24 protein-coding genes are annotated in these 26,111 nt (G+C 72.3%); 7 read left to right on the top strand and 17 right to left on the bottom strand.

Annotation, left to right across the window (positions count from 1 at the left end; all coding sequences use genetic code 11):
- Positions 1-69: 69 nt before the first annotated feature.
- Genes AC3AOF_RS24280 through bcsN form a run of 4 tightly spaced genes read left to right on the top strand, consistent with a single transcriptional unit; the run spans position 70 to position 6,828 of the window.
- Positions 70-2,637 (top strand): cellulose biosynthesis cyclic di-GMP-binding regulatory protein BcsB, encoded by a 2,568-nt coding sequence (locus AC3AOF_RS24280; RefSeq protein ID WP_488346724.1) that lies wholly within the window; start codon positions 70-72, stop codon positions 2,635-2,637.
- A complete protein-coding gene (locus AC3AOF_RS24285; RefSeq protein WP_488346725.1) occupies positions 2,634-3,860 on the top strand; it encodes a family 8 glycosyl hydrolase in 1,227 nt (408 codons plus the stop codon). Before AC3AOF_RS24280 ends, AC3AOF_RS24285 begins: the two co-directional genes overlap by 4 nt.
- The gene (locus AC3AOF_RS24290) at positions 3,857-5,782 is read left to right on the top strand and encodes a hypothetical protein (RefSeq protein ID WP_236988433.1); all 1,926 of its coding nucleotides are present in this window, start codon (positions 3,857-3,859) and stop codon (positions 5,780-5,782) included. Before AC3AOF_RS24285 ends, AC3AOF_RS24290 begins: the two co-directional genes overlap by 4 nt.
- Complete coding sequence (bcsN, locus tag AC3AOF_RS24295; RefSeq protein WP_488346726.1) at positions 5,779-6,828, top strand: cellulose biosynthesis protein BcsN; 1,050 nt, start codon at positions 5,779-5,781, stop codon at positions 6,826-6,828. Before AC3AOF_RS24290 ends, bcsN begins: the two co-directional genes overlap by 4 nt.
- Positions 6,829-7,102: 274 nt before the next feature.
- On the opposite strand, the gene mmsB is transcribed toward bcsN, so the two are convergent.
- From mmsB to AC3AOF_RS24310, 3 genes are all read right to left on the bottom strand, one after another.
- Entirely contained in the window at positions 7,103-7,990 is an 888-nt protein-coding gene (gene mmsB, locus AC3AOF_RS24300) for a 3-hydroxyisobutyrate dehydrogenase (protein WP_236988431.1), read from the bottom strand.
- 78 nt (positions 7,991-8,068) lie between these two features.
- The gene (locus tag AC3AOF_RS24305; RefSeq protein WP_488346727.1) at positions 8,069-9,211 is read right to left on the bottom strand and encodes an acyl-CoA dehydrogenase family protein; all 1,143 of its coding nucleotides are present in this window, start codon (positions 9,209-9,211) and stop codon (positions 8,069-8,071) included.
- A 145-nt stretch (positions 9,212-9,356) separates the two neighbouring features.
- Positions 9,357-10,856 (bottom strand): CoA-acylating methylmalonate-semialdehyde dehydrogenase, encoded by a 1,500-nt coding sequence (locus AC3AOF_RS24310; RefSeq protein WP_488346728.1) that lies wholly within the window; start codon positions 10,854-10,856, stop codon positions 9,357-9,359.
- 94 nt (positions 10,857-10,950) lie between these two features.
- On the opposite strand from AC3AOF_RS24310, the gene AC3AOF_RS24315 reads away from it, so the two are divergent.
- Positions 10,951-11,886 carry a LysR family transcriptional regulator gene (locus AC3AOF_RS24315; protein WP_488346729.1) on the top strand — a complete coding sequence of 312 codons (936 nt, stop codon included), beginning with the start codon at positions 10,951-10,953 and terminating at the stop codon, positions 11,884-11,886.
- A gap of 46 nt (positions 11,887-11,932) precedes the next feature.
- On the opposite strand, the gene AC3AOF_RS24320 is transcribed toward AC3AOF_RS24315, so the two are convergent.
- The gene (locus tag AC3AOF_RS24320; RefSeq protein ID WP_488346730.1) at positions 11,933-12,265 is read right to left on the bottom strand and encodes a BrnA antitoxin family protein; all 333 of its coding nucleotides are present in this window, start codon (positions 12,263-12,265) and stop codon (positions 11,933-11,935) included.
- Positions 12,255-12,470, bottom strand: a complete 216-nt coding sequence (locus tag AC3AOF_RS24325; RefSeq protein ID WP_236992671.1) for a BrnT family toxin — start codon at positions 12,468-12,470, stop codon at positions 12,255-12,257. The genes AC3AOF_RS24320 and AC3AOF_RS24325 overlap by 11 nt, the downstream gene beginning before the upstream one ends.
- Positions 12,471-12,842: 372 nt before the next feature.
- On the opposite strand from AC3AOF_RS24325, the gene AC3AOF_RS24330 reads away from it, so the two are divergent.
- The gene (locus AC3AOF_RS24330) at positions 12,843-13,265 is read left to right on the top strand and encodes a GNAT family acetyltransferase (protein ID WP_488346731.1); all 423 of its coding nucleotides are present in this window, start codon (positions 12,843-12,845) and stop codon (positions 13,263-13,265) included.
- 19 nt (positions 13,266-13,284) lie between these two features.
- Here the strand turns inward: AC3AOF_RS24330 and AC3AOF_RS24335 are convergent, their stop codons facing one another.
- The 12 genes from AC3AOF_RS24335 to AC3AOF_RS24390 all read right to left on the bottom strand — a co-directional run bounded on the left by AC3AOF_RS24335 (position 13,285) and on the right by AC3AOF_RS24390 (position 25,085).
- The gene (locus AC3AOF_RS24335; RefSeq protein WP_236988425.1) at positions 13,285-14,502 is read right to left on the bottom strand and encodes an MFS transporter; all 1,218 of its coding nucleotides are present in this window, start codon (positions 14,500-14,502) and stop codon (positions 13,285-13,287) included.
- Between the two features lie 167 nt (positions 14,503-14,669).
- Positions 14,670-15,104 (bottom strand): helix-turn-helix domain-containing protein, encoded by a 435-nt coding sequence (locus AC3AOF_RS24340; protein ID WP_236988424.1) that lies wholly within the window; start codon positions 15,102-15,104, stop codon positions 14,670-14,672.
- Positions 15,101-16,801 carry an apolipoprotein N-acyltransferase gene (gene lnt, locus AC3AOF_RS24345; protein ID WP_488346732.1) on the bottom strand — a complete coding sequence of 567 codons (1,701 nt, stop codon included), beginning with the start codon at positions 16,799-16,801 and terminating at the stop codon, positions 15,101-15,103. Before lnt ends, AC3AOF_RS24340 begins: the two co-directional genes overlap by 4 nt.
- A gap of 157 nt (positions 16,802-16,958) precedes the next feature.
- Positions 16,959-17,999 (bottom strand): hemolysin family protein, encoded by a 1,041-nt coding sequence (locus tag AC3AOF_RS24350; RefSeq protein WP_236988422.1) that lies wholly within the window; start codon positions 17,997-17,999, stop codon positions 16,959-16,961.
- A 33-nt stretch (positions 18,000-18,032) separates the two neighbouring features.
- Positions 18,033-18,533 carry an rRNA maturation RNase YbeY gene (gene ybeY / locus AC3AOF_RS24355; RefSeq protein ID WP_236988421.1) on the bottom strand — a complete coding sequence of 167 codons (501 nt, stop codon included), beginning with the start codon at positions 18,531-18,533 and terminating at the stop codon, positions 18,033-18,035.
- Complete coding sequence (locus AC3AOF_RS24360; protein ID WP_236988420.1) at positions 18,530-19,657, bottom strand: PhoH family protein; 1,128 nt, start codon at positions 19,655-19,657, stop codon at positions 18,530-18,532. Before AC3AOF_RS24360 ends, ybeY begins: the two co-directional genes overlap by 4 nt.
- Positions 19,658-19,674: 17 nt before the next feature.
- A complete protein-coding gene (miaB, locus tag AC3AOF_RS24365) occupies positions 19,675-21,045 on the bottom strand; it encodes a tRNA (N6-isopentenyl adenosine(37)-C2)-methylthiotransferase MiaB (protein ID WP_488346733.1) in 1,371 nt (456 codons plus the stop codon).
- Between the two features lie 68 nt (positions 21,046-21,113).
- A complete protein-coding gene (locus tag AC3AOF_RS24370; RefSeq protein WP_236988418.1) occupies positions 21,114-21,983 on the bottom strand; it encodes a lysophospholipid acyltransferase family protein in 870 nt (289 codons plus the stop codon).
- A gap of 443 nt (positions 21,984-22,426) precedes the next feature.
- Positions 22,427-22,909, bottom strand: a complete 483-nt coding sequence (locus tag AC3AOF_RS24375; protein WP_236988417.1) for a GNAT family N-acetyltransferase — start codon at positions 22,907-22,909, stop codon at positions 22,427-22,429.
- An 11-nt stretch (positions 22,910-22,920) separates the two neighbouring features.
- Positions 22,921-23,619, bottom strand: coding sequence for a tRNA (adenosine(37)-N6)-threonylcarbamoyltransferase complex dimerization subunit type 1 TsaB (gene tsaB, locus AC3AOF_RS24380; protein WP_236988416.1), 699 nt, complete (start codon positions 23,617-23,619; stop codon positions 22,921-22,923).
- 263 nt (positions 23,620-23,882) lie between these two features.
- The gene (locus tag AC3AOF_RS24385; protein WP_236988415.1) at positions 23,883-24,449 is read right to left on the bottom strand and encodes a NifU family protein; all 567 of its coding nucleotides are present in this window, start codon (positions 24,447-24,449) and stop codon (positions 23,883-23,885) included.
- Between the two features lie 132 nt (positions 24,450-24,581).
- Positions 24,582-25,085 (bottom strand): universal stress protein, encoded by a 504-nt coding sequence (locus AC3AOF_RS24390; RefSeq protein ID WP_236988414.1) that lies wholly within the window; start codon positions 25,083-25,085, stop codon positions 24,582-24,584.
- A gap of 463 nt (positions 25,086-25,548) precedes the next feature.
- On the opposite strand from AC3AOF_RS24390, the gene AC3AOF_RS24395 reads away from it, so the two are divergent.
- Complete coding sequence (locus tag AC3AOF_RS24395) at positions 25,549-26,103, top strand: SiaB family protein kinase (RefSeq protein ID WP_236988413.1); 555 nt, start codon at positions 25,549-25,551, stop codon at positions 26,101-26,103.
- Positions 26,104-26,111: the final 8 nt, after the last annotated feature.

The following is a 26,111-nucleotide window of genomic DNA, read 5'->3' on the forward strand; positions in this document are numbered from 1 at the left end:
AGGCTCGACCGATCTCGGGCAAGCCCGAGATCGGCTGGGGAGGAGAGGCGCGCGACCTGCAAGCGTGTCGTGGCGGCATTCCTCCTGTGTTTCTCTGCCACCCCCGTCCTCGCCCAGAGCTTCCTCGGCACCGGGCCGGCCGAGCGCCTGACCCTGCCGCCCGGCGGCGAGCCCATGCGCGCGCCGCCGCGGCCGCAAGGCCAAGCACCGCAAGGCCAAGCCCCCCAGAGCCCCGCACCCGACGTCGACCCGGCCCGCCGCACCATGCCGGTCATCGGGACGGTCGCGGCGGCGCGGCGGTTTCCCGCCGGCTTCCGCGGCTATCGCCTGGCCGGCGAGGAGGATGGGCTGACCTTTCCCGTCTACCTGACCGAGGCGCAGGCCAGGGGGACGGCGAAGCTGCGCGTCTCCTACCTCTCGGCGATCTCGGTGGCGCCGGAGGCCTCCGAACTCTCGGGCAGCGTCAACGGCACCAGGGTCGGCTGGACCCGGATCCAGGCCCCCGGCGCCGTGAAGGTGGTGGAGTTCCCGATCCCCGAGGGCCTGCTGAAGCCCGGCACCAACGCCGTGGCGCTCACGGCGAGCCAGCGCCACCGGGTCGATTGCTCGACCGAGGCCACCTACGAGCTGTGGACCCAGATCGACCCGTCGCGCTCCGGCCTCGTCGTGGCCCAGGCCGGCGACCTCGACCTCAAGACCCTGGCGGCGATCGAGCCCGACGAGAGCGGGGCGCTGCCGGTCGGCGTGCTGCTCACCGAGCGGCCGAGCCTGGAGCGGCTGGAACGGATGATCGGCGCCGTGCAGGCTTTGGCCCTGGTCGGGCGCCTCGCCGGGCCGGCGGTGAGCTTCGGGCCGGCCCTCACCGGCCGGGCCGGCGTCACCCTCGTCGTCGGCACCGCCGCCGAGATCCGCGGCACCGAGGGGCTGGAGGAACTGGGCCCGATCACCGGCCCGCGGGTCGCCCTGCTGGCGCCCCGGGCCAACCGCGCCCCGACCCTCGTCGTCACCGGCGCGAGTGCGGCGGACGTGCGCCGGGCCATCGCCACCCTGGCCTCGCCCGGCGACGACACCGGCACGCCGGCGGGCTTGCGCCTCGCCGAACTGGCGCGGGGCTTTCCCGTCCGGGGCGGCGAGAGCCTGACCCTGGAGCAACTCGGGGTGACGAGCCGCGAGTTCAACGGCCGGCTCCTGCGGGTCGGCTTCGCGGTGCGCTTCCCGGCCGATTTCGTCCCGGCCGATTACGGCAAGGTGATGCTGCACCTCGCCGGCGGCTACGCGGCCGGCCTCGATCCGAGCGCCCGGATCGTCGTCGACATCAACGGCCGCAACGCCGCCAGCGTGCCGCTGCCCTACAGCCGCGGCGAGGTGTTTTCCGACAGCGCGATCCCGCTGCCCCTGAGCCTGTGGCGGCCGGGGCTGAACCGGGTCGAGATCAGCGCCCAGCTCCCCACGACCGCCGACCGGGCCTGCGACACCCTTGCTCCGGGGGCCAAGCGCGCCCGCTTCCTGTTCCTCGACCGCACCCGGATCGACGTCCCGGCGCTCGCCCGGGCCGTGCGCAGCCCCGACCTCGCCGCGGTCAAGGCCGGGGCGGTGCCGTTCCTGGCCCCCGGCCTGGCGGCTTCCGGCCCCCGCCCGCGTCTGGTCCTGCCGACCCCCGACCGCGATTCGGCCTCCGCCGCCGCGACCCTGGCGGCGCGCCTGGCCATCGCGGCCGGCCGGGTGATCGACTTCGAGGTCGCGAGCGACGAGCGCGAGGCGGGCGGCGGCGCCCATCTCGTCGTCGCGCCGGTCCGGGCGCTGACCCCCGCCGCCCTCGAGGCGGTCGGGCTCGATCCGGGCCAGGTGCGGGGCATCTGGGAGGGCCGGGCCGAGACCGTGGCCACCCCCGGCCCGTTCGGGGCCGAGGGCGTCGTCACCCTCGACCGCCTGCGCCGCAACCTGCCGATGCGCTGCGCCCTGCCGTCCTTCACCACGCCCCTGCGCACCGCGGCGGCGCCGGTCCAAGGGCCGGTCCAAGGGCTAGTCCAAGTGCAGCCGGCCTCCGTGCAGGCCGCATCGCCGGCGCCCGGGCCCGATCCCGCCGACGGTCCCGCCGACAGCGAGGCGGATCTGGTGGCGCGCTGGGACGAGTCGGCACGCGGCTTCAGCGTCCCGGCGGTGCTCGCCAATGCCTGGACGGGCCTGGTCCAGCGGGCGGCGGAGGCCCGCGACCTCGTGCTGCGGCTTGCCGGCGGGCCGGCGCCGGAGGCGGTGCCGCTCAATCCCCGCGCCTCGCTGATCATCGCGCAAGGGTCCGGGGGTCGGGTCGCGGACGGGACCGTGGTGGTGACCGCCCCGAACGCCTCGATGCTCAAGGCCTCGGTCTCCTGCCTCGTCGATCCGGCGGTGTGGACCGGCCTGTCCGGCCAGGCCGCCTTCCTGGACGCCTCCGACGGAAGCCTCGGCACCGTGCAGCCCAGGCGCGTCGGGCTGATCGAGACGCAGAGACGGAGCCTGGCGAACCTGCGGCTGGTCTCGGCCGCCTGGCTCTCCCTCAATCCCGGTGCCTATGTGGCGATGACGCTGGTCATGGCGCTCTGCCTCGGGCTCGCCACGACGAGCCTGGTGCGCCAGCTCGGCCGGAGGAACCGATGAGCCGCCTCCCCGCCCTCGCCTGCGCGGCGGCCCTGCTGCTGACGACGGTGCCCGGACGGGCGCAGGCCCCTCAGGTGCCGCAATCCGTCCAGGCGCCCGACGGCGCACAGGATCAGGTCGCGCAGGGACAGGAGCCGACCCCCGTGCCCCCCGCCACCGCCGTGCCGAGCCTGCCCCAGCCCGCCCCCGCGGGCGACGCGCCCGGCCGCGCCGGGCCGGCCCCCTCCCTTGCCGGCAGCCTCGGGGATGATCCCGGCTGGCGCGCCTACCGGGCCCGGTTCGTCACCGAGAAAGGCCGCATCGTCGACACCGCCAACGGCTTCATCAGCCACAGCGAGGGCCAGGGCTACGGCCTGCTGCTGGCCGTGGCGGCCAATGACCGGCCGACCTTCGAGCGGATCTGGGGCTGGACCCGCGCCAACCTGATGGTGCGCTCCGACGAGTTGCTGGCCTGGCGCTGGGCGCCGGACCACCGCCCGGCGGTCGCCGACATGAACAACGCCACCGACGGCGACATCCTGGTCGCCTGGGCGCTGACCGAGGCGGCGGAGGCCTGGGGCGAGCCGTCCTACCGCACGGCGGCGCGGCGCATCGCCGTCGAGTTCGGCCGCAAGACGATCCTGTTCCGCGCCGCCCCCGGGCCGCTGTTGCTGCCGGCGGTGGCGGGATTCGCCGCCCGCGACCGGGCCGACGGGCCGCTGGTCAACCTCTCCTACTGGGTCTTCCCGGCCTTCCAGCGTCTCGGCATCGTGGCGCCGGAATACGACTGGGCCTCGGTGATCCGCAGCGGCATCGAGATCCTGCGCCGCTCGCGCTTCGGCCCGAGCGCGCTGCCGACCGAGTGGATCTCCGCCAAGGACGAGAGTTTACGCCCCGCCGACGGCTTCCCGCCGCTCTTCTCCTACAACGCCATCCGCATCCCGCTCTACCTCGCCTGGGCGGGGGTCGGCCGGCCGGAGGATTACGCGCCGTTCCGGACCCTGTGGGGCGGGATCGACCGCGAGCGCCTGCCGATCGTCGATACCCGCGACGGCCGCCCGGTCGAGTGGCTGACCGAGCCGGGCTACACCGCGCTCCCGGCCCTCGTCGCCTGCGCGCAGGACGGCACGCCCTTTCCGGAAAGCTTGCGCAGCGTGCAGGACGGGCAGAACTACTACCCGACGACGCTCCACCTCCTCGCCCTGGTCGCGGCCCGGATGCGCTATCCCCAATGCCTCAAATGAGCCGCACCCCGCTCCTCGCCGGGGCCCTCCTCCTGGTCGCCCCTGCGCTGGCCCAGGCGCCCGAGACCGCGGTGCCGCGGGTCGTCTACGGCGACGGCGTGCGCGCGCCCGCCATCATGGTCGACCCCGAGACCTCCCGCACCCCCGGCATGGTCGACGAGAGCGCGCTGCGCTACTACGCCTCGCAGAAGCAGACCGCCCGGATGAAGGCGGAGATCGCGCGCCTCAAGCGGCTCTATCCGGGCTGGACCGAGCCGCAGGACCTCGACAGCCTGCAGCCGAGCCCGCCCGAGGAGGCGCCGCTCTGGGATCTGTTCACCGCCGGCCGCCTGCAGGACCTGCGCGCCGCCATCAATGCGCGCCGCTCGGTCGAGCCGTCCTGGCAGCCCTCCGAGGAACTGGCGCGCAAGCTGCGCCGGGCCGAGTTCCGCTCCAGCATCGCGGCCGCCGCGGGCAAGAACCCGGACGGGGTCGTGGCGCTCTACCGCAACGACCCGAGCGCGCTGGACCCCTCCGACATCGAGAGCATCTGGACCATCGCCGACGACCTCGCCGCCACGGGAGCGGGCGAGGACGCGTTCACCCTCTACAAGTCGGTGCTGGACGGCAACGCGGATGCCGGCGCGCGGCTCGCCACGATCCAGAAGGCGATGGCCCACATCAAGATGGAGCAGGCCGAGCGGCTCATCGCGATGGGCCGCCAGGACCCGTCCGGCGCTTCCGAATTCGACCCGATCCGCCTCGACATCACCCGGGCGCGGATCGCCGCCTTCCTGCACGACGAGCCGGCCCAGACCCCGACGCTGGCCGACCTCACCGCCTTCCAGGCCTATGCCCGCAAGACCGCCGAGCCGAGCCAGACCGGCTTGCTCGGCTGGTACGCCTACAAGAGGCGCCAGTTCCGCGAGGCGCTGGAATGGTTCAAGCTGGCGATCGCCCGGGGCGGCGACGCCATGGTGGCGCACGGCCTCGCCCATACCCTGCGCGAACTCAACATGATGCGCGAGGCCGAGGAGGTGGCCTATGCCTGGCGCGACCGCTTCGTCGGCAACGAACTCCTGTTCATCGACCTCCTGGAGCGCAAATTGACGCTCGCGAGCCCGCCCTATATCGAGCCGGCCCGGATCGAGCGCTACGCCCGCGTCGTCAACGCCACCGCGTCGGGCGAGGGCGCACAGGGGCTGGCCTGGTACGCCTACAATTCCTGCCAGTTCGACGCCGCCCTGGAGTGGTTCCAGCGCGCGGTCGCCTGGATGCCGAGCGAGAGCACGGTGTTCGGCTACGCCCTGACCCTCCAGCGTCAGCGGCGCCAGCGCCCCTATCTCGAAGTCGTCAACCGCTACGACGGGCTGTTCCCGAAGGTGGTCGACCTGCTGTTCCGCGAGGGCCAGGGCGGACCGCCGCTGCCTTGCGCGGTGCAGACCGCCTCCGGTGGTAGGGCCGCCCCCGCGGCCGCCAATGCGACGCGCCCGGAAGCCCCGCCCTCCTACGGCCGCGTGCCACGGCCGGACGCGCCCGGCGCCGGCGGCCGGGCCGAGGCGGTGCCGCTCGCGGTCCAGCGCGGCGAGTTCCCCCTGGGCGTCCCCCTCGACAATCCCTTGCGCTATCCGTCCGCCGGGGCCGGCCAGGGTGCCGCCCCGGGCTTTTATGCCCGCGAGCCCGTGGTGCCGGCCCCGCCGCTGGTCGCCCGCCGGGTGCCCGGCGCCGGGGCGATGCCCTACGAGCGCTACGGCTACACGCTGCTGCCGGGCTATAACGGCCTCGACAAGCCGGAGGGCCTGAGCGCCCCGCCGCCCGGTACCCTGTGGCAGGACCAGCAGGGCGAGCGCAACCGCTCGGCCGCGCCGGAGAGCGTCCGCTTCTCGGTCCCGGCCCGCACCACCTCGGAGCGCACGGTGCCTCCCGAGAAAGGCTATCCGTGAACCTTCGCCTGACCGTCTGTCTTCTCGGGCTGATCGGGAGCGTCCCCGAGAGTGCCCTGGCGCAGCCTGCCCCGGCCCTGCGGCTGCCCGGCGCCGGCCGGGTCGCCGCGGTGATCGAGACGCGCCAGCGCGACGGCTTCGACCAGCGCATCGCTTACGAAGGTGGCGACGGGCGCAACCACGCCGAGATCGCGTTGCGCAACGAGACCGGCGACCTGCTCCTCGCCTTCCCGCCCCGGCTCGCCAAGCCGAGCGAGTTCGGCATCAGTGGCGAGATCGCCGTGCGCTTCCCCGGCGAGCCGATGCGGATCCAGGTGCCGCGCCGCAACGCCTACGGCCCGATCGGCCTGGCGCTGGGGGCCGATTGTCTCTACGCGTGGCAATGGTTCGAGCGGCCGCGGCGGCGCGCGCGCGAGGCGTCCCGCGACGGGGTCTTCGGTGTCACCGACCCGTCGGCCCCGCGCCGCGCCCTGTCGCTGCGGATCCGGCTCTGCCGCACCGCGCAGGCGAGCCTCGACGACCTCGTGGCGGCGGTCCAGCACCTGACGATCGCCCTGCCGGGCGACGGTGCGGTCCAGGCGCCCGCCGCGCGCCCGGTTCCGCGACGGCGCCCGCCGAAGCCCGTGCCCCGCCCCGCCCCGGCGGAGCCCAGGCCGGACGGGAATCCGGAGCAGAGGCGGGAGGAGACACGGGAGGACAGGCCCTCGGCCCGCCCGGTGCGCCCCCCGCCGGAGCGTCCGCCGCCCCCGGCGGAACCGGCCCGCCCGGCCGTCCCGGTGCCCCCGCCGGCCCCGGCCGAGAGCGGGCGCCGCTACCTCGCACCCCGGGCGCCGGAGTCCCGCCCGCCCGAGACCCCGCCGGCCCCCGAGGCCGCGCCCCGGAGCGGGTCGCAGCGCTACATCACCGACGGCCCCCAGCCGGCCGAGCCCCCCGGCGCCACCCCGACGCCGAGCCCGGTGCCGGGCCGCGGCACCGGCGAGACCCTGTCGCGCGACCTGCCCCCCGAAGCCTACCGCCCGCCGCCGGATCGCGGTCCGGGGCGGTGAGGGGGGCGCGGCTCCACCCTCCCCAGAGGACACGACGATGCCTGTGGCATGCCCAGGTTCAGGCTTTTCCACTCCACGACCTCATCCTGAGGTGCGGGCGATCGCAGATCGCTGAGCCTCGAAGGAGGGTTCCAGGGATCGCAGTGGTATCTGGAGTCCTCCTTCGAGGTCAGTCGATCTTCGATCGACCAACACCTCAGGATGAGGTCGCGGGTGGGGAAAGAATCCACCGTCGGCGTCATGCGATGGTCGTGGACCGTGCGTGCAGCTCCGCTCAGTCCCGCCCCGCCTCGCGCAGGTGGCGGACGATGCCGGAGAAGTCGGTGCCGCCCTGCCCCGCCGCTTCGAAGGCCGTGTAGATCGCCTCGGCGTGTGCGCCGAGCGGCGTCGCGGCGCCGGCACCCGCGGCGGCTTCCTGGGCCAGGCGCAGGTCCTTCAGCATCAGGGCGGCGGCGAAGCCCGGCTTGTAGTCGGTGTTGGCCGGTGAGGTCGGCACCGGGCCCGGGACCGGGCAATAGGTGGTGAGCGACCAGCATTGGCCCGACGAGGTCGAGGCGACGTCGAACAGGGCCTGGTGCGACAGGCCGAGCTTTTCCGCCAGCACGAAGGCCTCGGCGACGCCGATCATCGAGATGCCGAGGATCATGTTGTTGCAGATCTTGGCCGCCTGGCCGGCACCGGCCTCGCCGCAATGCACGACCTTGCGGCCCATCTTGGCGAGGATCGGCTCGGCCCGGGCGAAGGCGTCCGGCGAGCCCCCGGCCATGAAGGTCAGGGTCGCCGCCTTGGCGCCGCCGACCCCGCCGGAGACCGGGGCGTCGAGGCTCGCGAGCCCGCGTCCCGTCGCCTTGTCGTGGGCGCTCCGCGCGCTGGCGACGTCGATCGTCGAGCAGTCGATCATCAGGGCGCCGTCCGCCACGTGCGGCAGCACCGCGTCGTAGACCGCCAGCACGTGACGCCCCGCCGGCAGCATGGTGACGACGATCTCGGCTCCCGCCACCGCGGCCTCGGCGCTGTCCGCCACCGTGATCCCGGCCGCGCGGGCGGCCTCGAGGGCGTCGGGCACCAGGTCGAAGCCCGTCACCGCGTGGCCCGCCGCGACGAGGTTGGCGGCCATCGGCCCGCCCATGTTGCCGAGGCCCAGGAAGGCGATCTGCGTCATGGCTCAGCGTGTCCTCTGCTGGTTTCTGGTTCTGTAATGACGACGGTCCAAGTCGTGCCGTATCCGGCGGTGCCGTGTTCAGCCCGCGACGAGGCCCCGCGCCACGATCACCCGCATGATCTCGTTGGTGCCCTCCAGGATCTGGTGCACCCGCAGGTCACGGACGATCTTCTCCACCCCGTATTCCGACAGGTAGCCGTAGCCGCCATGGAGCTGGAGCGCCTCGTTGGCGACCCGGAAGCCGGTATCGGTGGCGAAGCGCTTGGCCATGGCGGAGCGCTGGGTGGCGTCGGGATCCTTCCGGTCGAGGGCGGCCGCCGCGCCGTAGAGGAGCGCGCGGGCGGCTTCCAGCTCGGTCGCCATGTCGGCGAGCCGGAACTGGAGCGCCTGGAATTCGTCGATGCGCTTTCCGAAGGCCTTGCGCTCGGCCATGTAGGCGATGCTCTTGTCGAGGGCGGCTTGCGCGCCGCCGAGCGAGCAGGCACCGATGTTGAGCCGGCCGCCATCGAGCCCCGCCATGGCGATGCGAAACCCGATCCCCTCCTCGCCGAGGCGGTTCTCGACCGGGACCCGGCATTCCTCGAAGATCACCGCCCGGGTCGGCTGGGCGTTCCAGCCCATCTTGCGCTCGTTCGGCCCGAAGGACAGGCCGGGCGCGTCGGCGGGCACCACCAGGGTCGAGATGCCCTTCGGCCCCGCCTCGCCGGTGCGCACCATCGTCACGTAGAGATCGGCCGCGCCGGCGCCCGAGATGAACTGCTTGGCGCCGTTGAGGACGTAAACATCGCCCTCGCGCCGGGCGCTGGTGCGGAGCGAGGCGGCGTCCGAGCCCGAACCCGGCTCGGTCAGGCAATAGGCGGCGACCTGGTCCATCCGGCACAGACCCGGCAGGAAGCGCTCGCGCTGGGTCTCCGAGCCGAACCGGTCGATCATCCAGGCGGCCATGTTGTGGATCGACAGGAACGCCGCCACCGTCGGGCAGCCGAGGCTCAAGGCCTCGAAGATCAGGGCGGCGTCGAGCCGGGTCAGGCCGGAGCCGCCATGCTCCTCGGACACGTAGATGCCGCCCATGCCGAGGGAGGCCGCTTCCCGCAGCACGTCGAGGGGGAAATGCTTGCGCTCGTCCCAGGCGAGGGCGTGCGGCGCGATCCGCTCGGCCGCGAAGCTGCGCGCCATGTCGCGGATGGCGATCTGGTCCTCGGGGAGGGTGAACAGGGTCATGCGGCGGTTCCTCCTGTTCCGTGTCGATTATTGTCCGTACCCGGCCTCGGACTGGCGCGGGTTTCTCCTCTCCCCGCCCGCGGGGAGAGGGGAAACCCGTGCCACTCGCGGAAAGCCCGGATGGCTCCCGCACGCCTGACAGGCGTTACTGCATCACCGGCATCGAGAACTGCGCGCCTTCCTTTACCCCCGACGGCCAGCGCTGGGTGACCGTCTTGGTCTTGGTGTAGAAGCGCACGGCATCCGGCCCGTGCTGGTTGAGGTCGCCGAAGCCCGAGCGCTTCCAGCCGCCGAAGGTGTAGTAGGCCAGCGGCACCGGGATCGGCACGTTGATGCCGACCATGCCGACCTGGACCTTGGCGGCGAAGTCGCGCGCCGCGTCGCCGTCGCGGGTGAAGATCGCGACGCCGTTGCCGTATTCGTGCTCGTTGGGAAGCCGCAGGGCCTCGGCGTAGTCCTTGGCGCGCACCACCGAGAGCACGGGGCCAAAAATCTCTTCCTTGTAGATCCGCATCTCCGGCGTCACGTGGTCGAACAGGCAGCCGCCCATGTAGAAGCCGTTCTCGTAGCCCTGCATCTTGAAGGCCCGGCCGTCGACCGCGAGCTTGGCACCTTCCTGGACGCCGATCTCCACGTAGTTGCGCACCCGCTCGAGCGCCGCCTTGGTCACCAGCGGGCCGTAATCGGCGCTCGGATCGGTCGACGGGCCGATCTTCAGGCTCTCGACCCGCGGGATCAGCTTGCTCATCAGGGCGTCGGCGGTCTTCTCGCCGACCGGCACCGCCACCGAGACCGCCATGCAGCGCTCGCCGGCCGAGCCGAAGCCGGCGCCCATCAGGGCATCGACCGCCTGGTCCATGTCGGCGTCCGGCATGATGATCATGTGGTTCTTGGCGCCGCCGAAGCACTGGGCGCGCTTGCCCGTCGCGGTCGCCCGCGCATAGACGTACTGGGCGATGTCGGAGGAGCCGACGAAGCCGACCGCCTGGATGATGTCGTCGTCGAGGATCGCATCCACGGCCTCCTTGTCGCCGTTGACGACGTTGAGGATGCCGGCAGGCAAGCCCGCCTCGATCATCAGCTCGGCGAGCCGCATCGGCACGCCCGGATCGCGCTCCGAGGGCTTGAGGATGAAGGCGTTGCCGCAGGCGATGGCGGGCGCGAACTTCCACATCGGGATCATGGCGGGGAAGTTGAACGGCGTGATGCCGGCGACCACCCCGAGCGGCTGGCGCATCGAGTAGATGTCGATGCCCGGGCCCGCCCCTTCCGTGTACTCGCCCTTCTGCAGGTGCGGGATCCCGCAGGCGAACTCCACCACCTCGACGCCGCGCTGGATGTCGCCCTTGGCGTCGGGAATGGTCTTGCCGTGCTCGCGGGCGAGCAGGTCGGCGAGGCTGTCCATCTCGCGGGCGATCAGATCGAGGAAGCGCATCATCACCCGCGCCCGGCGCTGCGGGTTGGTGGCGGCCCAGGCGACCTGCGCCTTGGCGGAATTCTCGATGGCCGCGCGCATCTCGGCCCGGCTCGCCAGCGCCAGGCGCCCGATCACCTCGCCGGTCATCGGCTGGTAGATGTCGGAGGTGCGGCCCGAGCGGCCGGGAACGTGCTCGCCGCCGATGAAGTGCCCGACTTCGCGCGCCATGATGGGATCCTCCCTGGATTGATCGTGTTCGGGCCACCTTGCCCTGGCGGTCCCCATACAGGAAGGGGCGTGGGAGCGGAACGGGTGTGCGCGGATGCGGGAACCGGCGGATGGGGCGAAAGGCGATGCCAAAGGCGACATGTGGGACGATTACCGCTTCGTGCTGGCGGTGCACCGGGCCGGGACGGTCTCGGCGGCATCGCGCCGGCTCGGGGTCGACCATGCCACGGTGATCCGGCGGATCGACCGGCTGGAGCGGCGCCTCGGCGAGAAGCTCTTCCACCGCCGGGCCTCCGGCTACACCGCGACGCAAGCCGGCCTGGCGCTGGTGGCGACGGCGGACGCGGTCGAATCGGCGATCATCCACGGCGAGGCGGCGGTCGGCCGGGCAGCGTCGGGGCTCGTCGGCACGGTGCGGATCGGCGCGCCGGACGGCTTCGGCAGTTCCTTCCTGGCGCCCCGCCTGACCCCGCTGATCGAGCGCCACCCGGATCTCGACATCGAACTCGTGGCGACCGCCCGGCTGTTCAGCCTGTCGAAGCGCGAGGCCGACATCGCCATCGGGTTGAGCCTGCCGCCGGAGGGCCGCATCGTCGGGCGCAAGCTCACCGATTACGCGCTCAAGCTCTACGCCGCCCCTGCCTACCTGGCCGGCCGCCCGCCGATCCGGGCGCGGCGCGACCTCCAGGGCCACCGCTTCATCGGCTATATCGACGAACTGCTCTACTCGCCGGAACTCGACTACCTGCACCAGGTCGCGCCTGGGGCGAGCGCGCGCCTGCGCAGCGCCAACCTCACCGCCCAGCTCCAGGCGACGGTGGCAGGGTTGGGACTCGCGGTGCTGCCCTGCTTCATGGCCGCATGGCGCCCGGACCTGATCTGCGTGCTGCCGAACGAGGTGACGCTGATCCGCAGCTTCTGGCTGATGATGCACGCCGACAGCCGCGACCTCGCCCGCATCCGCGCGGTGGCCGAGCACATCTACGCGACGGTCGAGGCGGAGCGGGCCTTGTTCGCGCCCGAGGGGTGAGCCCGGGGATCGCGGAGCCGGGCGTGGGGCCTCCGGACTGCCCGTGTCAAGCCGGGGGCAGCGCGTCGGCGGCCCGGCGCAGGGCCTCGCTCATTCGCGCTTCCCAGCCCGGACCGGTCGCCTTGAACCGGGCGACGACGTCCGCGTCGAGCGTCATCGAAATCCCGACCTTGCGCCCGGCCGCGACCGCCTCGCGGTCCTCCATCAGGCTCGCGTAGAGATCCGGGAAGGCATCCCTGAATGGCACGGCCCGGCGAAAATCCTCATCGGTCGATTCCAGATCGTCGCAGACCTCGTCCCAATCGTCTTGCGTATATTCGGGATTGGGAACGTAGCCGGGCGCGTGATCGGGTTTCTTTGCGTCTGAGTTATTCGACATGAACACGCTCCTTCAGATTGGCAGGGCGCATGCTGATGACGGAGAGGGCTTCCGTGCCGAGCGGGGAAGCCACCACCACCACGACCAGATGGTTCTCGAACCACCCGATCAGCTTGAACCGTCTCCGTCCCGTTCGGCTTGGCCTGGTCTCCAATCGAACCGCAGTCGCGAAATCGAACTTCGCCGTGACATCGGCAAAATCCAGGCCATGCTTCTGGAGATTGGCCTGGCGCTTCGGCTCGTCCTATTCGATCCGCACGATATATCGTGTCTCTGCCGCGGCTGGTCAACGATATGCCGTAGCGTCACCCTGTTCCAGTCCCCTGGGATCGCCCCTGCCCGACCGGCAGGTCCCCGGGCTCGATGCCCCGAAACACATCGGCGACCATCGGGGCTGAGGCGTCGTCGTCGATCGAGGGGACGGCCGGGTGCCGGTAGGCGGGGTTCGCCGGGACGTCGTTCGCGGTCGCGATGCCGACCGGTCGGGGCATTCCGGAGGCGTCCGCTATGGTGTAGCGCCTCTCCCTCGCCCCGCCGGCTCGGCCGGGCGCACCGGCATCGAGACGGGAGCCCGACCATGACGCCGATCATCCGCACGATCGAGGATGCCGACGTGCCGGCTTTGATCGCCCTGTGGCACGAGGCCGGGGTGGCGCGGCCGTGGAACGACCCGGCTACCGACATCGCCTTCGCCCGGCGCGGGCCCCACGGCACCGTGCTGGTGGCGGAGATCGAGGGCCGGGTCGTCGCGAGCGCGATGGCCGGCGAGGACGGGCACCGGGGCTGGCTCTACTACGTCGCGGTGGCGCCCGGCCAGCAGGGTACTGGGCTCGGGCGGCGCATGGTCGAGGCGGGGGAGGCCTGGCTCGCGGCGCGCGGCGTATGGAAGGTGCAGCTCTTGGTGCGCCGGGAGAACGAGGGCGTCCTCGGCTTCTACGACCACCTCGGCTACCGCGACACCAACGCGGTCTGCCTGCAGAAGGTGATCGCGCAGGGGTGAGCGAGCGGGCTCCCGCGGCTCAGATCCGCACCGTCCGGTCCCGCGCGGCCAGCCACCCGAAGCTCGCCGCCGTCAGGCACACACCGGCATAGAGTGCCGCCGGCAGGCCCCAGCCGCCGCTGAGGTCGTGCGCGATGCCGACCAGGAACGGCCCGAGCGCCGCGCCGCAATAGCCGACGCCCTGCGCCATGGCGGAGAGCTCGGCGGCGGCGCGCGGATCGCCGGCCCGCAGCACGATCAGCGTCAGGGCGAGGCCGAAGCAGCCGCCGAGGCCTAGGCCCAGCAGCAGCGCGAAGCCCCAGGCGAAGGCCAGCGGCCCGACGAGCAGCCCGGTGAAGCCGACGAGCGGCAGGCTGATGACGAGGATCACCCAGGGGCGCTGGTCCGGCCGGCGCGCGGCGAGCGTCGGCACCAGAAGCGCCAGCACACCCTGCGCCAGCGCCGAGACCGAGGCGACGAGGCCGGCCGCCACGATGTCGAAGCCCCGGTCGACCAGGGCGGCGGGCAGCCAGCCGAACACGATGTAGGCGAGCGACGATTGCAGGCCCATGAAGGCGGTGACCTGCCAGGCCAGGGGATCGCGCCAGAGCCGGCCGGACGGGCGCGGGCCTGCCGCCGCCATCGGCCGGCCGCGCACGAAGGGCAGCCACAAGGCGGCGGCCACGAGGGCGGGGGCGGCCCACAGCGTCAGGGCCCCCTCCCAGCCGAGGCCGAGCGCGTGGCGCGCCGGCACGGTGAAGCCGGCCCCGGCGGCGGCGCCGAGGCAGAGGAGCGCGGTGTAGAGGCCGGTCATCAGGCCGGCCTGGTCGGGAAAGTCGCGCTTGACGATGCCGGGCAGGATCACTCCGACGATCCCGATCGCCGCCGCGGCGACCACCGAGCCGAGGAACAGCAGCGGCAGGCCCCCGAGACCGCGCAGGGTCAGCCCCAGAGCCAGCACGACCAGGGCCGCCAGCACCCCGGCATCCGGCCCGATGCGCCGCACCAGCACCGGCGCGAGGCGGCCGAACACGCCGAGGCACAGGACCGGCAGGGTGACGAGGGCTCCCGCCAGGGCGCCGGAGAGGCCGGTCTCGGCCCGGATGCCCGGCAGGAGCGGGCCGATGCTCGACAGGGCGGGCCGGAGGTTGAAGGCCACCAGCATCAGCCCGAGGCCGATCAGGACCGGATGGAAGCCGGCTTGCGCCCTCCCCGGCCGCGCGGTCCCGGCGCCGGGCTCCCGTTCGATGGTCCGCACGATCGTCCTCCCTGTCGCGCTCGCGCGCGTGTCGGTCGCGCCTGCGCACGCCGTGGTGGCGCGGTCGCGTTCGGGAGGGTCATACCGTCATGGCGGCCGGGTGAGCACCGAAACCTTTGCAACCCCGGTCACCGACGGATCGTCGGGGGGATCGTCACGCGGGATCGTCACGCTTGTGCGTCGGGCCCGGCCGAGGGCGTGGCGGAACCGGTACCGATCGCCTCGACCAGGCTGATGATCCGGCGGCGCAGCTGGTTGTCGCCGATGCGCTGGAAGGCGCGCACCAGCTGCAGGTCCTGGCTGGTCCAGAACACGTCGTGGGCGGCGGTCTCGGCGCCGGGCTCCGCGGCGGCGTCGCTGCGCGTGCCGTCCTGGCGCGGCGCTCCCTCGTAGAAGAAGCTGACCGGCACGCCCAGCATGTCGGCGATCTGGCGCAGCCGGCTGGCGCTGATCCGGTTGGTGCCCTTCTCGTATTTCTGGATCTGCTGGAACGTCACGCCGAGCGCGTCGCCCAGCTTCTCCTGGCTCACGCCGACCAGAAGCCGCCTGACGCGGACGCGATGCCCGACATGACGATCGACCGGATCCGGTGCCTTTTTCACATCGACGCTCCGCGGGGCGGTGACGGCGCGCGACGACGGCGCGCCACGAGGGCCAACAGCCCACACCCTAGAAGCATGATGGTGAAAAAAACATCGCCGAAACGTACGTATGCCGGACTTTCCCTAAGGTTTCTCGGAAGGTTGCGGTCGAGGACGCCTTCGGTGCCGACCGACAACATCCCGGTCACCCTTCCGTAAGGATCGACCACGGCGCTGATCCCGGTGTTGGCGGCACGCACGAGAGGAATCCCTTCCTCTACGGCGCGCAGGCGGGCCTGGGCGAAATGCTGGCGCGGGCCGGGCGTATCGCCGAACCAGCCGTCGTTGGTGACGTTGAGGAGCAGACCGGGACGCTCCCGGTGCGAGGCGACGGCGCCGGGGAAGATCGCCTCGTAGCAGATCGAGGGCGCCACCGGCGGCAGGCCCGGCACCGCGAGCGGCGGCCGCTCATGCGCCTCGCCCGCGGTGAAGCCCCCCGGCACCGCCACGAACTGCTTGAGGCCGAGCGTGCGCAGCAGGCTGTCGACCGGTCCCGGCAGGTATTCGCCGAAGGGCACGAGGTGGAGCTTGTCGTAGCGGCCGCCCGTGAGGCCGTCCTGCTCGATCATCAGGATCGAATTGTAGAAGTGCAGCCGCTCGCCGGGCAGAGGTTCGTCGGCCCGCGCCGCGCCGGTGACCAAGAGCGTGCCGGGCGGCAGCGCATTGCCGATCCGGCGCAGGGCTTGCGGGTCGCGCTGGATCAGGAACGGGAACGAGGATTCCGGCCAGATCAGGTGGGTCACGTCGCGCAATCCCTGCCGGTCCGGTGCGGTGGCGCTGTCGCTCAGGCCCAGGTAGCGCTCGAGGATGCCCTCGCGGTTGCGCGGGTTGAAGCGGGCATCCTGCGGGATATTGGCCTGGACGAGGCGCAGGCGCACGCCGGGCACCTCCGGCATCGGCCCGGAGGGCAGCCGCAGCGCTCCGCCGGCGGCGAGGCCGGCGAGCAGCAGGACAGCGGCGGCGGGCGGTCCGAGCCGCCGCGAGGTACCGCCCGCATCGGCGAGGGTGGCGGGCGCCGCGCAGGCCAGCACTGCCAGGACGGTCAGCCCGTAGAGGCCGACGACCGAGGCCGCCTGCATCAGCCAGAGGTTCTGGCCGAGCGCCATCCCGAGGGTGTTCCAGGGAAAGCCGGTGAACAGGTGCCCGCGCAGCCACTCGGCGGCGCCGATTCCGAAGGCAAGGGCGGCGATGCGGCCGGGGCCCGGCGACCAGATCAGCCGCGCCGCGGCGAAGCCCGCGCCGTAGAACAGGCCGAGCGCCGCCGGCAGGCCGAGCACGCCGAGCGGCATCAGGTAGGCGAACTGGTCGGCCTCGACCAGGAAGGCGGCCCCTAACCACCACAGGCCGGCGGTGAGGTAACCGAAGCCCCAGGCCCAGCCGATCAGGCCGGCGGAGAGCGCCGTGCCGGCGCGCCGACCGAGGCGCGACGAGGCGGTGGCCGCCCCGTCGAGCAGCCAGACCGCCGGCACCAGGGCGACGCAGAGGGCGGGCAGGAACCCGAATGGCGGCATTGCCAGGGCCCCGCAGGCGCCGGCGAGCCAGGCGAGCGCCAGACGCGTCCAGCCGGAGGTCAGGGCGATGCGGTGGGCGAGGGTTGCGAGGCCGAAGGGCGCCGCCGGGGCGGCGAGCGCCGTCCCGTTCGTGTCGATGTCGTGCATGGGCGGGCTCGCGGGGCGGCGCTCGGGCGGAGACGCGTCGTGCGTCTCCGCTCGTCATTCCTGTCGTAGCATCATTCCGCGTGCCGGACCGGCCGCCGCTGCGGCACCGGTCGCAAGGCAGCCGGTGGCAGGATGCATGGGGGGGCCGCGGGACGGATCAGGCGGCGGTCTCTGTCCGCAGGCGGGCCTCGCCCACGGGTGGCGGCAGGGCCAGCGGCGTCTCGGGTCCTACGAGCCGGGCGAGTCCGCGATGCATGCGCAGGCGCTTGATCCGCCGCGGATCGGCGTCCAGCACCTCGACCTCGAAGTCGCCCGGCACGGCGATGACCTCGCCCCGGGACGGAACGCGGCCGACGAGGGTGACGATCAGGCCGCCGAGGGTGTCGACCTCCTCGGCCGCCTCCCCCACCGCCGCCGCGAGATCGACCCCGGTCGCCTCGGCGACGTCGTCGAGGCTGGCGCGGGCATCGGCGACGAAGATCTCGCTCTCGCCGTCGACCTTGAGGACCCGGTGGGTCTCGGCGACGTCGTGCTCGTCCTCGATGTCGCCGACCACGACCTCGATCAGGTCCTCGATCGAGATCAGCCCGTCGGTGCCGCCATACTCGTCGATGACCAGCGCCATGTGGGTGCGGCTCGCCTGCATCCGGGCGAGCAGGTCGATCGCCGGCATCGAGGGCGGCACGAACAGCACCGGCCGCAGGATGCGGGTGGTGGCGAGCGTCGCCGCGAGGTCGACCCCGGCGAGGTCGGGCAGGCGGTCGCCGTGGGCTTCCGCCCGGCTCGCCATGTAGTCGACGAAGTCGCGGATGTGGACCATGCCGCGGGGGTCGTCCAGGCTCTCGCCGTAGACCGGCAGGCGGGAATGGCCGGCCGAGCGGAAGACCTTGAGCAGGGTGCCGAGGGCGGTGTCGATCGAGACCGCCACGACGTCGGCCCGGGGGATCATCACGTCGTCGACCCGCACCCGGTGGAGGCTCAGGACGTTCTTGAGCATCGCCTGCTCGACCGCGGAGACCGGGTGGTCGCCGTTCTGCACCTCGGCGAGGGCGTCCGAGAGGCCGTCGCGCTGGGCGTCGCGCGTCTTCAGGTGGAAGATGCTGAGGAGGCGGTCATACCAGGGTTCGCGCCCCGGACTGTCGTCCTCCGGAATCGCCTGCGCGGTCGCGGCGGCGCTGCGACTTCGATCGTTGCTCATGTCTCTCGCGTCTGGGGTGAGGGCGTCCGCGGTTCAACCGGCCACGTCGCCATACGGGTCCGGCACGCCGAGGCGCCGCAGGGCCGCGACCTCCAACGCCTCCATGGCGTCGGCCTCGGCGTCGCCGAGCTCGTGGTCGTGACCGAGGAGGTGCAGCGTGCCATGGACCACGAGATGGGCGAGGTGGTGATCGAGGGGCTTGGACTGCTCCCCACTCTCGCGCAGCATTGTGTCATACGCAAGAACCACGTCGCCCAGGAGGCGCGGGCCCCCGCCATGCGGCTGCTCGTTGGGGAAGGACAGCACGTTGGTCGGCTTGTCCTTGCCCCGCCAGGTGCGGTTCAGCTCCTGCACCGCGGGGTCGTCGGTCAGCACGATGCTGATCTCGATCGGGCCGTCCGGCGGCACGATGGCGAGCGCCGCCTCGACCGCGCGGGCGACGAAGCCTTCGAGGTCGGGCGCGACGCCCTCCCAGCGCTCGTCCTCGACCGCGACGTCGATCTCGTTCTCACCGGTGTCGTCGTGCCCGCTCACGGCAGCGGCCCCCGGCGCGAGGGAATCGGCCGCTGGGGCACGACCTCCGGGTTTTCCCGGGCATCGGTCTCGTAGGCCGTGACGATCCGGCGCACCAGGTCGTGGCGCACCACGTCGACGTCCCGGAACGTGACCCGCCCGACGCCCTCGACGCCGTCGAGGATCCGCACCGCCTCGACGAGGCCGGATTTCTGGCCCGGCGGCAGGTCGATCTGGCTCGGATCGCCGGTGACGATCATCCGGGAATTCTCGCCGAGCCGGGTCAGGAACATCTTCATCTGCATCGAGGTGGTGTTCTGCGCCTCGTCGAGGAGCACCACCGCGTTGGTGAGCGTGCGCCCGCGCATGAAGGCGAGCGGCGCGATCTCGATCATGCCGGTCTGCAAGCCGCGATCGACGTGACGCGCCTCCATGAAATCGTAGAGGGCGTCGTAGATCGGCCGGAGATACGGATCGACCTTCTCGCGCATGTCGCCGGGCAGGAAGCCTAAGCGCTCGCCGGCCTCGACCGCCGGGCGGGAAAGAATCAGCCGTTCGGCATGGCCCTGCTCCAGCAGCGAGACGGCGTAGCCGACCGCGAGCCAGGTCTTGCCGGTGCCGGCGGGGCCTTCCGCGAAGACCAGCTCGTGGGCGCGCAACGCCTTGATGTAGGCGTCCTGCGCCGCGTTGCGGGCCCGCACGCCACCGCGGCGGCGCGTGGCGATCTGGTCGAAGGACGGGCGCTCGCCGTTGGCCGGCGCCTCGGCCGGCGAGAACAGGTTGCCCTGGAGCGAGGATTCCTGGATCACCCCGTCGACGTCGCCCAGCGTCAGCGGCACCCCGCCCCCGTCGCTGACGCGGGCATAGAGCAGTTCGAGCACGCGCCGCGCCCGCTCGGTCGAATCGGGCGGGCCCTTGACCACGACGTGGTTGCCGAGCGCGGTGGCCACCACGCCGAGGCGCCGCTCCAGATGGGCGACGTTCTGGTCGTACTGGCCGAAGACCAGGCTCGCCAGGCGGTTGTCGTCGAAGGTGAGCGCGATCTCGGCCGCCTCGCTCAGGCCCGCCACCGCCCGCGGGGCGAGTTCCCGCTCGCGCGCGGGCTCACGCCCTCTCGGACCGCGCCCGCCCTCTCCCATCGCCATCCTGTCGTTCCCGTTCCTCACGCGGCGGCCGTGTCGGCCGCTTGGGCCGTCGTCGCGGCCGGGGTCGCGGTCAACGCTTCACCAAACAGGCTGTTCGAGCCGGCCCGGGTGATCCGCACAGGAATTTCCGTGCCGACCGCCGCGACGTCGCCCTCGATCTGCACCGCCTGGAGATAGGGCGACTTGCCGGCGACCTGGCCCGGATGCCGCCCGGGCTTCTCGAGCAGCACCGGCACGACCTTGCCCACGGTGGCGTGGTTGAAGTCCTGGCGCTGACGCTCCAGCAGTTCCTGCAACTCGGCGAGCCGCGTGCTCTTCACCGCCTCCGGCACCGCGTCGGCACTCTCCGCCGCCGGCGTGCCGGGGCGCGGGCTGTACTTGAACGAGAAGGCGCTGGCGAATCCGACATCGGCGATCAGCCGCATCGTCTCGGCGTGGTCGGCATCGGTCTCGCCGGGGAAGCCGACGATGAAGTCGGAGGAGAGCGCGATGTCGGGCCGCGCCGCCCGCACCCGGTCGATCAGCCGGCGATAGGTGTCGGCATCATGCTTGCGGTTCATGGCATGCAGGATCCGGTCCGAGCCCGACTGCACCGGCAGGTGCAGGTAGGGCATCAGGGCCGGCAGGTCGCGATGGGCCGCGATCAGGGCCTCGTCCATGTCGCGCGGGTGGCTGGTGGTGTAGCGCAAGCGCACAACGCCGGGGATCGCCGCGACGCGGTGGAGCAGTTCCCCGAGCGTCCAGTCGCGCCCGTCGGGTCCTTGCCCATGGAAGGCGTTGACGTTCTGGCCGATCAGGGTCAGCTCGCGGGCGCCGGCCGCCGCCAGCCGCTCGGCCTCGGCCACGATTTTTTCCACCGAGCGCGAGACCTCGGCGCCGCGGGTATAGGGCACGACGCAGAAGGCGCAGAACTTGTCGCAGCCTTCCTGCACGGTGAGGAAGGCGGAGACACCCAGGGTGCGACGCGCCGGCAGGTGATCGAACTTGTCCTCGACCGGGAATTCGGTGTCGACGACCCGGCCGGACTTCGCGGCGGCGAGCAGCTGCGGCAGGCGGTGGTAGCTCTGCGGGCCGACCACCACGTCGACGCCCGGGGCGCGGTTCAGGATCTCGCGCCCTTCGGCCTGCGCGACGCAGCCCGCGACAACGACTTTGGTGTCGTGGCCGGCCTCCGCCCGCTCGCCCTTCAGCACCCGCAGGCGACCGAGCTCGGAATAGACCTTCTCCGCCGCCTTCTCGCGGATATGGCAGGTGTTGAGGACGACGACGTCGGCCTCCTCGACGGCGCCGGTCTCGACGAAGCCCTCGCGGCCGAGCAGGTCGACCATGCGGGAGGCGTCGTAGACGTTCATCTGGCAGCCGTAGGATTTGACGAACGCTTTCTTCAACGAACCGGCCCTGAGCGGAGATGATCGGAGGTGGCGGGGGCGGCCCGTCGCGGACCGCTTCCCGTCATTTAAGCCGTCGCGGCCGGAATGAGAATAGGCGGCGCCCCGTGCACGGGCCGTGGAACGGGCGCCGGCTCGGGGGCCGGCGGCCGGCCGGTCACCGCCTCCTGGAGCGCGCGGCGCACCGAGGCCTCGGCGAGCGCCGTCGCGGCCTTGCGGTCGGTGCCGGCCGCGAACGCCACCGGCTCGCCCCAGGTCACCTGGACGTCGATCGGCCCGCGCTCGAAGAACAGCTTGACGCTCGGACCCAGCTCCATGTCGCCGTACCAGGCGATGTCCGGGCGCTCGGACCGGGTCAGCGGCAGGCCGTGGCGGCGCGTATAGGCGATGCAGAGCGGCTGGAGACGCACCCGGTCGAGCCCGCCTTCGGTGATCGCCGCCCGCGCCGCGCCGACGAGCGAGGTGCGGAACGGCAGCAGCCGGGTGCCGTCGCCGGTGGTGCCTTCGGCAAACAGCACGATTAGGTCGCCCTCGCGCAGGCGCCGGCTCATCTCGGTGTTGACCACCGCGGTGTGGCGCTTGCGGGCGCGATCGATGAACACCGTGCGCTGGAGTCGGGCGAGCGTGCCGACCACCGGCCAGCCGGCGATCTCGGACTTCGCCACGAAGGAGAGCGGCCGCACGCTCCCCAGCACCGGGATGTCGAGCCAGGAGATGTGGTTGGCGATGACGAGCGCCGCCTCGCCCGGGGCCGGCGGCGTGCCGGTCACGGTGATGCGCAACTGGAACAGCCGGACGAAGACCCGGTGCAGCCAGACCGGCGCGTGCCCGGCGAACCGGCCCTTCCTGAGCTTCAGGGCGAGCCAGTGGGGTCCTGCGAGGAGCGCGAAGGTCAGGGCATAGGCGAGGAGCCGCAGGCCGGCGACGAGATACGTCATGGTTCGGGCGGCGCGGTGCTCGGCTCGAGGAGGTTTTCTGGCGGGCCGCGCGGTCGGGGTCGCGCGTCTTGCGCCGCATACCAAGTCCGGCCGGGGGCGTCCACCGCACCGGATCTTCCTGCCACTCGCAAGGCTGTTTGGGGAAGGACTGGGCGTGGGTATCCTCCTCCCCGCTTGCGGCTATCGCGTTCACACAACTCGGTTTGAGCGCTTCTCCCTTTGAAAGTAGCGCACCTCCCCTCCCCCTTGTGGGGAGGGGTATGGGGGTGGGGGTGGTACAGGAGGCACCGCACAGCTCTACGCGGCACCACCCCCACCCCTAACCCCTCCCCACAAGGGGGAGGGGAAAGCGCGCACATTTACAGAGGGTTAGCTCTCGGGGAAGAAGCGTGAATCCGCTAGCGCAGAACGGGGAGGGTTCGGGCGCATCGCCCCGTAGTCCCCTACCCCAGCGCCGCCTGCATCATGATCGCATTCGCCCGGCTGCCGTCGGGCCGGGCGTAGTAGCTCGCCCGCCGGCCGGTCTCGGCGAAGCGGTGGCGGTGGTAGAGGGCGAGCGCCGGGGCGTTGCCGTCGTCGACCTCGAGATGGACCCGGCGCACGCCCGCATCCTCCAGGGCGACGAGATGCGCCCGAAGCAGTTGGCGGCTCAGGCCCGCGCCGCGGGAGGCCGGGCCGAGCACGATGGTGAGGATCTCGGCCTCGTCGAGCACCTGGCGCGAGAGCACGAAGCCGCCGATCACCGTGCCGAGCATCAGCGCGTGGGCGATGTGGCCGCGCTCGCACAGCATGCGCTCGAACTCGTCCGCCTCCCAGGGCCGCGCGAAGGCGGTGGCGTGGAGCGCCGCGAGCTCTCCGGCCCGGTCGGCCGAGGTCAGGGGCGCGACATGGGCGGTCGGGGGAGAGCGGAACGGCATCCACTTCATCGGGGTCTCCGTCAGCGGCGGGCGAGGCGGGCATGGTCCTGCGGCTGGGCGTCCGGCCCGCGCAGATACAACGGACGGGGGAGCGCCTGGGCCGGGTCGGCGACGAGGCCCAGCGACGCCACCCAGGCGATCTGCGGGGCGATGTGGCCTTCCGGCACCACGGCGCGGTTGCCCTGCGCGGCCGCGGCGGCGGCGAGCGCCGGGGCGGCGGAGCCGGCAAGCGCCGCGGGGCCGTGCCCGAGGAGCCGCACGGCTTCCGGGAGCGGCAGCAGGCTCGGCGGCACGGCGATGCCGCCGTCCTGGCTCAGGGCCTGGAAATAGACATGGCCGTGGCGGGCATCGATCGCGGCGGCGAGCAGGTAGCCCTGCCCGAGGAAATCGTCTTCCGCCGCGAGCAGCGGCGCCAGCAGGGCCGACAGGGTGGTGACGCCGACGACCGGGATTCCGCAGGCCAGCCCCACCGCCCGGGCGGCCGACAGGCCGACCCTGAGGCCGGTATAGGAGCCCGGCCCCACCGTGACGGCGACCCGGTCCAGGCTCTCGAACCCGCCCTCGATCCGGGCCACCACCCGCTCGACGAGGGGCAGCAGCGCCTCGGCATGGCCGCGGGCGAGATCCATGCTCTCCTGCGCCAGGGGCTCGGGCGAGTCGTCCGCCATGATGCAGGCCGCGCAGCGCTCGAGCGCCGTATCGATGGCCAGGATCCGCATCACAGTCAGGCTCCGCCCTTTCGCGCCCGCGGGGTTGCAACGCCGCGGCCGGGTCCGTGACGCCGGCCGCGCCGGGCCGCTCGTCGGCCCGCCGCTTGAATCCCAGCCTGGCACAGACAGGTTAACATAAGAAGGACCGCCCCGCGTATGGCGAGGCGGCCCGGTTCGGTTCAGCCTTTAGATCATCCCCCGCCGGGGAGGAAACCGGTCGGCGGCAGAAACGACGCTCCCGCCCCGCCGATCTGCGGGCGGCGGGGAAGCCTTTACGAGACCGCCTGGACCTCGCGCACGTCCGGCAGGAAGTGGCGGAAGAGGTTCTGCACGCCCTGGCGCAGGGTGGCGGTGGAGGACGGGCAGCCCGAGCAGGCGCCCTTCATCTCCAGGTAGACTACGCCATCGCGAAAACCCCGGAAGGTGATGTCGCCGCCGTCGCCGGCCACCGCCGGGCGCACCCGGGTCTCGAGCAGGTCCTTGATGGTGACGACCGTGTCGGCATCGGCCTCGTCGTAGAACTCCTCCGCCGCCTCCTCGGGGGCGTGGCCGGCCTCCATGACCGGGGCCCCGGACATGAAGTGCTCCATGATGGCGCCGAGCACCGCGGGCTTGACCTGCGGCCAGCCGGGCTCGCCCTCGGCCTTGGTCACCGAGATGAAGTCGTGGCCGAGATAGACGCCGGAGACGCCCTGGACGCCGAACAGGGCGCGGGCGAGCGGCGAGCGCAAAGCTGCACCCTCGTCCCGGGCCTCGAAGGTGCCCTCGGGCAGGACGACCTTGCCGGGCAGGAACTTCAGGGTGGCGGGGTTCGGGGTGGCTTCGGTCTGGATGAACATCGGTGATCCTCGAGACGTTCTCAGCGCCGGTTCAAGGCCGGCCGGGAACGGCGCGCGGCTCCTCGGGAGCCCTTCGCGCCTGCCCGCTGATGTGGACCCGAACGCGCCAAAGCTCAATGGAGCAGGCGGCGTTCACCCGGCGAGCGCGGTGATCTCCGCCTCGCTCAGGGCGCCGGGCACGATCACCACCGGCACCGGGAAGCTGCCGGCTTTGCGCCCGGCGATCGAGGTGACGAGCGGCCCCGGCCCGTCGCCGCCGGCGGCGGCGCCGAGCACCAGGAAGGCGATGTCCTCGTCGGCCTCGATCTGGCGCAGGATCGCGTCGGCGCGCTCGCCGGTCCGCACCACCAATTCGGGATCGACGCCCGCGGCCTGCCGGGCCGATGCCGCGAGCGCCTCCAGCCGCTCCATCGTCTCGGCCTCGGCCTCGGCCCGCATCGCGTCGCCGACGCCGAGCCACTCCATCGTCTCGGGCGGCTCGGCCACCGCCAGCATCACCACCCGGGCCCCGAGCCGCGCCGCCCGGCGCACGGCGAAATGCACCGCGCGGTCACATTCCGGCGTCTCGTCGACCAGCACCATGAACTTGAGCCGATGCCCGGCCTCGAAGGACCGGCGCCGCTTGATCTCGACCATGCCCGGACGCGCTCCACCGACCGCTCGATGCTGCCCGCGCGGCCCGGCGGCGGCAAGGGGGCGAGGCGAGGGAGGGCTCGCCACCGCATCCTCGCGGCGAATCGATCGACACGAAGCCGGCGGGGCGCATCACGCTCGGCCAGGGGCCGGCCGGGAATCGGCCATGAAAACGACGCGATCGAATCGCCTCAAACCTACCCTTGCGACAGGCTCTCCTTCTGCTGCACAACCGAAAAGCAAGTCGCGGATTTTTTAAGCACATTCCGGATGAAAAATCCGCGCGGCGGCGAGCGACCGACAAAATTTTTATCGACTGTGTGCGGACTTCCGTTGTGCAACGCAGTAACACTCCAGTGAGCCCTTGCCGGCTACCATGGCGTCCGGCCGCCTTCGGCCCGGACAAAGCGGGCGGCGGGGGCGAGAGGCTTCAAGGCCGGCGCGGTGACCCGGGCGGGAGAGAGCGGTGCTCGCATCTGACTTCATGGCGTTCCACGAGGCGTCCCGGCGCAACGGGATCATCCTGTCGTTCGGCGGCGACCTGTCGGAGAACGTGCTGTTCTCCCTCGGCGAGGTGCTGAAGCTGCGCATGCAGCAGGGCGCCACCGACGCAGGCGTGTCGAAGCGGGTCTTCTCGATCTTCGTCGAGCAGGCCCAGAACGTCATCCGCTATTCGGCGGACAAGCTGGTGCCGCACGGCACGCCGGCGGGCAGCATGGTCAGCGCCGGCCTGATCGTCGTCGGCATCGAGGACGGGCGCTTCTTCGTCGCCTGCGGCAACGAGGTTCCGGGCGAGCACGTCACGGCGCTGCGCGCCCGGCTCGACCACATCGTCGGCCTGTCGGGCGAGGAGCTGAAGAAATACTACCGCGAGCGGCTGCGCCAGCCCGCCGAGGAGGGCAGCCTCGGCGGCAGCATCGGGCTGATCGAGATCGCCCGGCGCTCCAGCGCCCCGGTCGAGTACGACTTCCAGGCGCGCGGCGACGACCGCTCGTTCTTCTGCCTCAAGGCCTTCATCTGAGGCGCCCG

The sequence above is a fragment of the Methylobacterium sp. 142-1Y genome, assembly GCF_057747795.1.

Bases quoted from the DNA above. Each gene is read 5' to 3' on its own strand.
- AC3AOF_RS24285 (WP_488346725.1), top strand. From the start codon at position 2,634: ATGAGCCGCCTCCCCGCCCTCGCCTGCGCGGCGGCCCTGCTGCTGACG.
- AC3AOF_RS24290 (WP_236988433.1), top strand. From the start codon at position 3,857: ATGAGCCGCACCCCGCTCCTCGCCGGGGCCCTCCTCCTGGTCGCCCCT.
- mmsB (WP_236988431.1), bottom strand. From the start codon at position 7,990: ATGACGCAGATCGCCTTCCTGGGCCTCGGCAACATGGGCGGGCCGATG.
- AC3AOF_RS24305 (WP_488346727.1), bottom strand. From the start codon at position 9,211: ATGACCCTGTTCACCCTCCCCGAGGACCAGATCGCCATCCGCGACATG.
- AC3AOF_RS24310 (WP_488346728.1), bottom strand. From the start codon at position 10,856: ATGGCGCGCGAAGTCGGGCACTTCATCGGCGGCGAGCACGTTCCCGGC.
- AC3AOF_RS24315 (WP_488346729.1), top strand. From the start codon at position 10,951: ATGCGGGAACCGGCGGATGGGGCGAAAGGCGATGCCAAAGGCGACATG.
- AC3AOF_RS24320 (WP_488346730.1), bottom strand. From the start codon at position 12,265: ATGTCGAATAACTCAGACGCAAAGAAACCCGATCACGCGCCCGGCTAC.
- AC3AOF_RS24330 (WP_488346731.1), top strand. From the start codon at position 12,843: ATGACGCCGATCATCCGCACGATCGAGGATGCCGACGTGCCGGCTTTG.
- lnt (WP_488346732.1), bottom strand. From the start codon at position 16,801: ATGCACGACATCGACACGAACGGGACGGCGCTCGCCGCCCCGGCGGCG.
- AC3AOF_RS24350 (WP_236988422.1), bottom strand. From the start codon at position 17,999: ATGAGCAACGATCGAAGTCGCAGCGCCGCCGCGACCGCGCAGGCGATT.
- AC3AOF_RS24360 (WP_236988420.1), bottom strand. From the start codon at position 19,657: ATGGCGATGGGAGAGGGCGGGCGCGGTCCGAGAGGGCGTGAGCCCGCG.
- AC3AOF_RS24370 (WP_236988418.1), bottom strand. From the start codon at position 21,983: ATGACGTATCTCGTCGCCGGCCTGCGGCTCCTCGCCTATGCCCTGACC.
- AC3AOF_RS24375 (WP_236988417.1), bottom strand. From the start codon at position 22,909: ATGAAGTGGATGCCGTTCCGCTCTCCCCCGACCGCCCATGTCGCGCCC.
- tsaB (WP_236988416.1), bottom strand. From the start codon at position 23,619: ATGCGGATCCTGGCCATCGATACGGCGCTCGAGCGCTGCGCGGCCTGC.
- AC3AOF_RS24385 (WP_236988415.1), bottom strand. From the start codon at position 24,449: ATGTTCATCCAGACCGAAGCCACCCCGAACCCCGCCACCCTGAAGTTC.
- AC3AOF_RS24390 (WP_236988414.1), bottom strand. From the start codon at position 25,085: ATGGTCGAGATCAAGCGGCGCCGGTCCTTCGAGGCCGGGCATCGGCTC.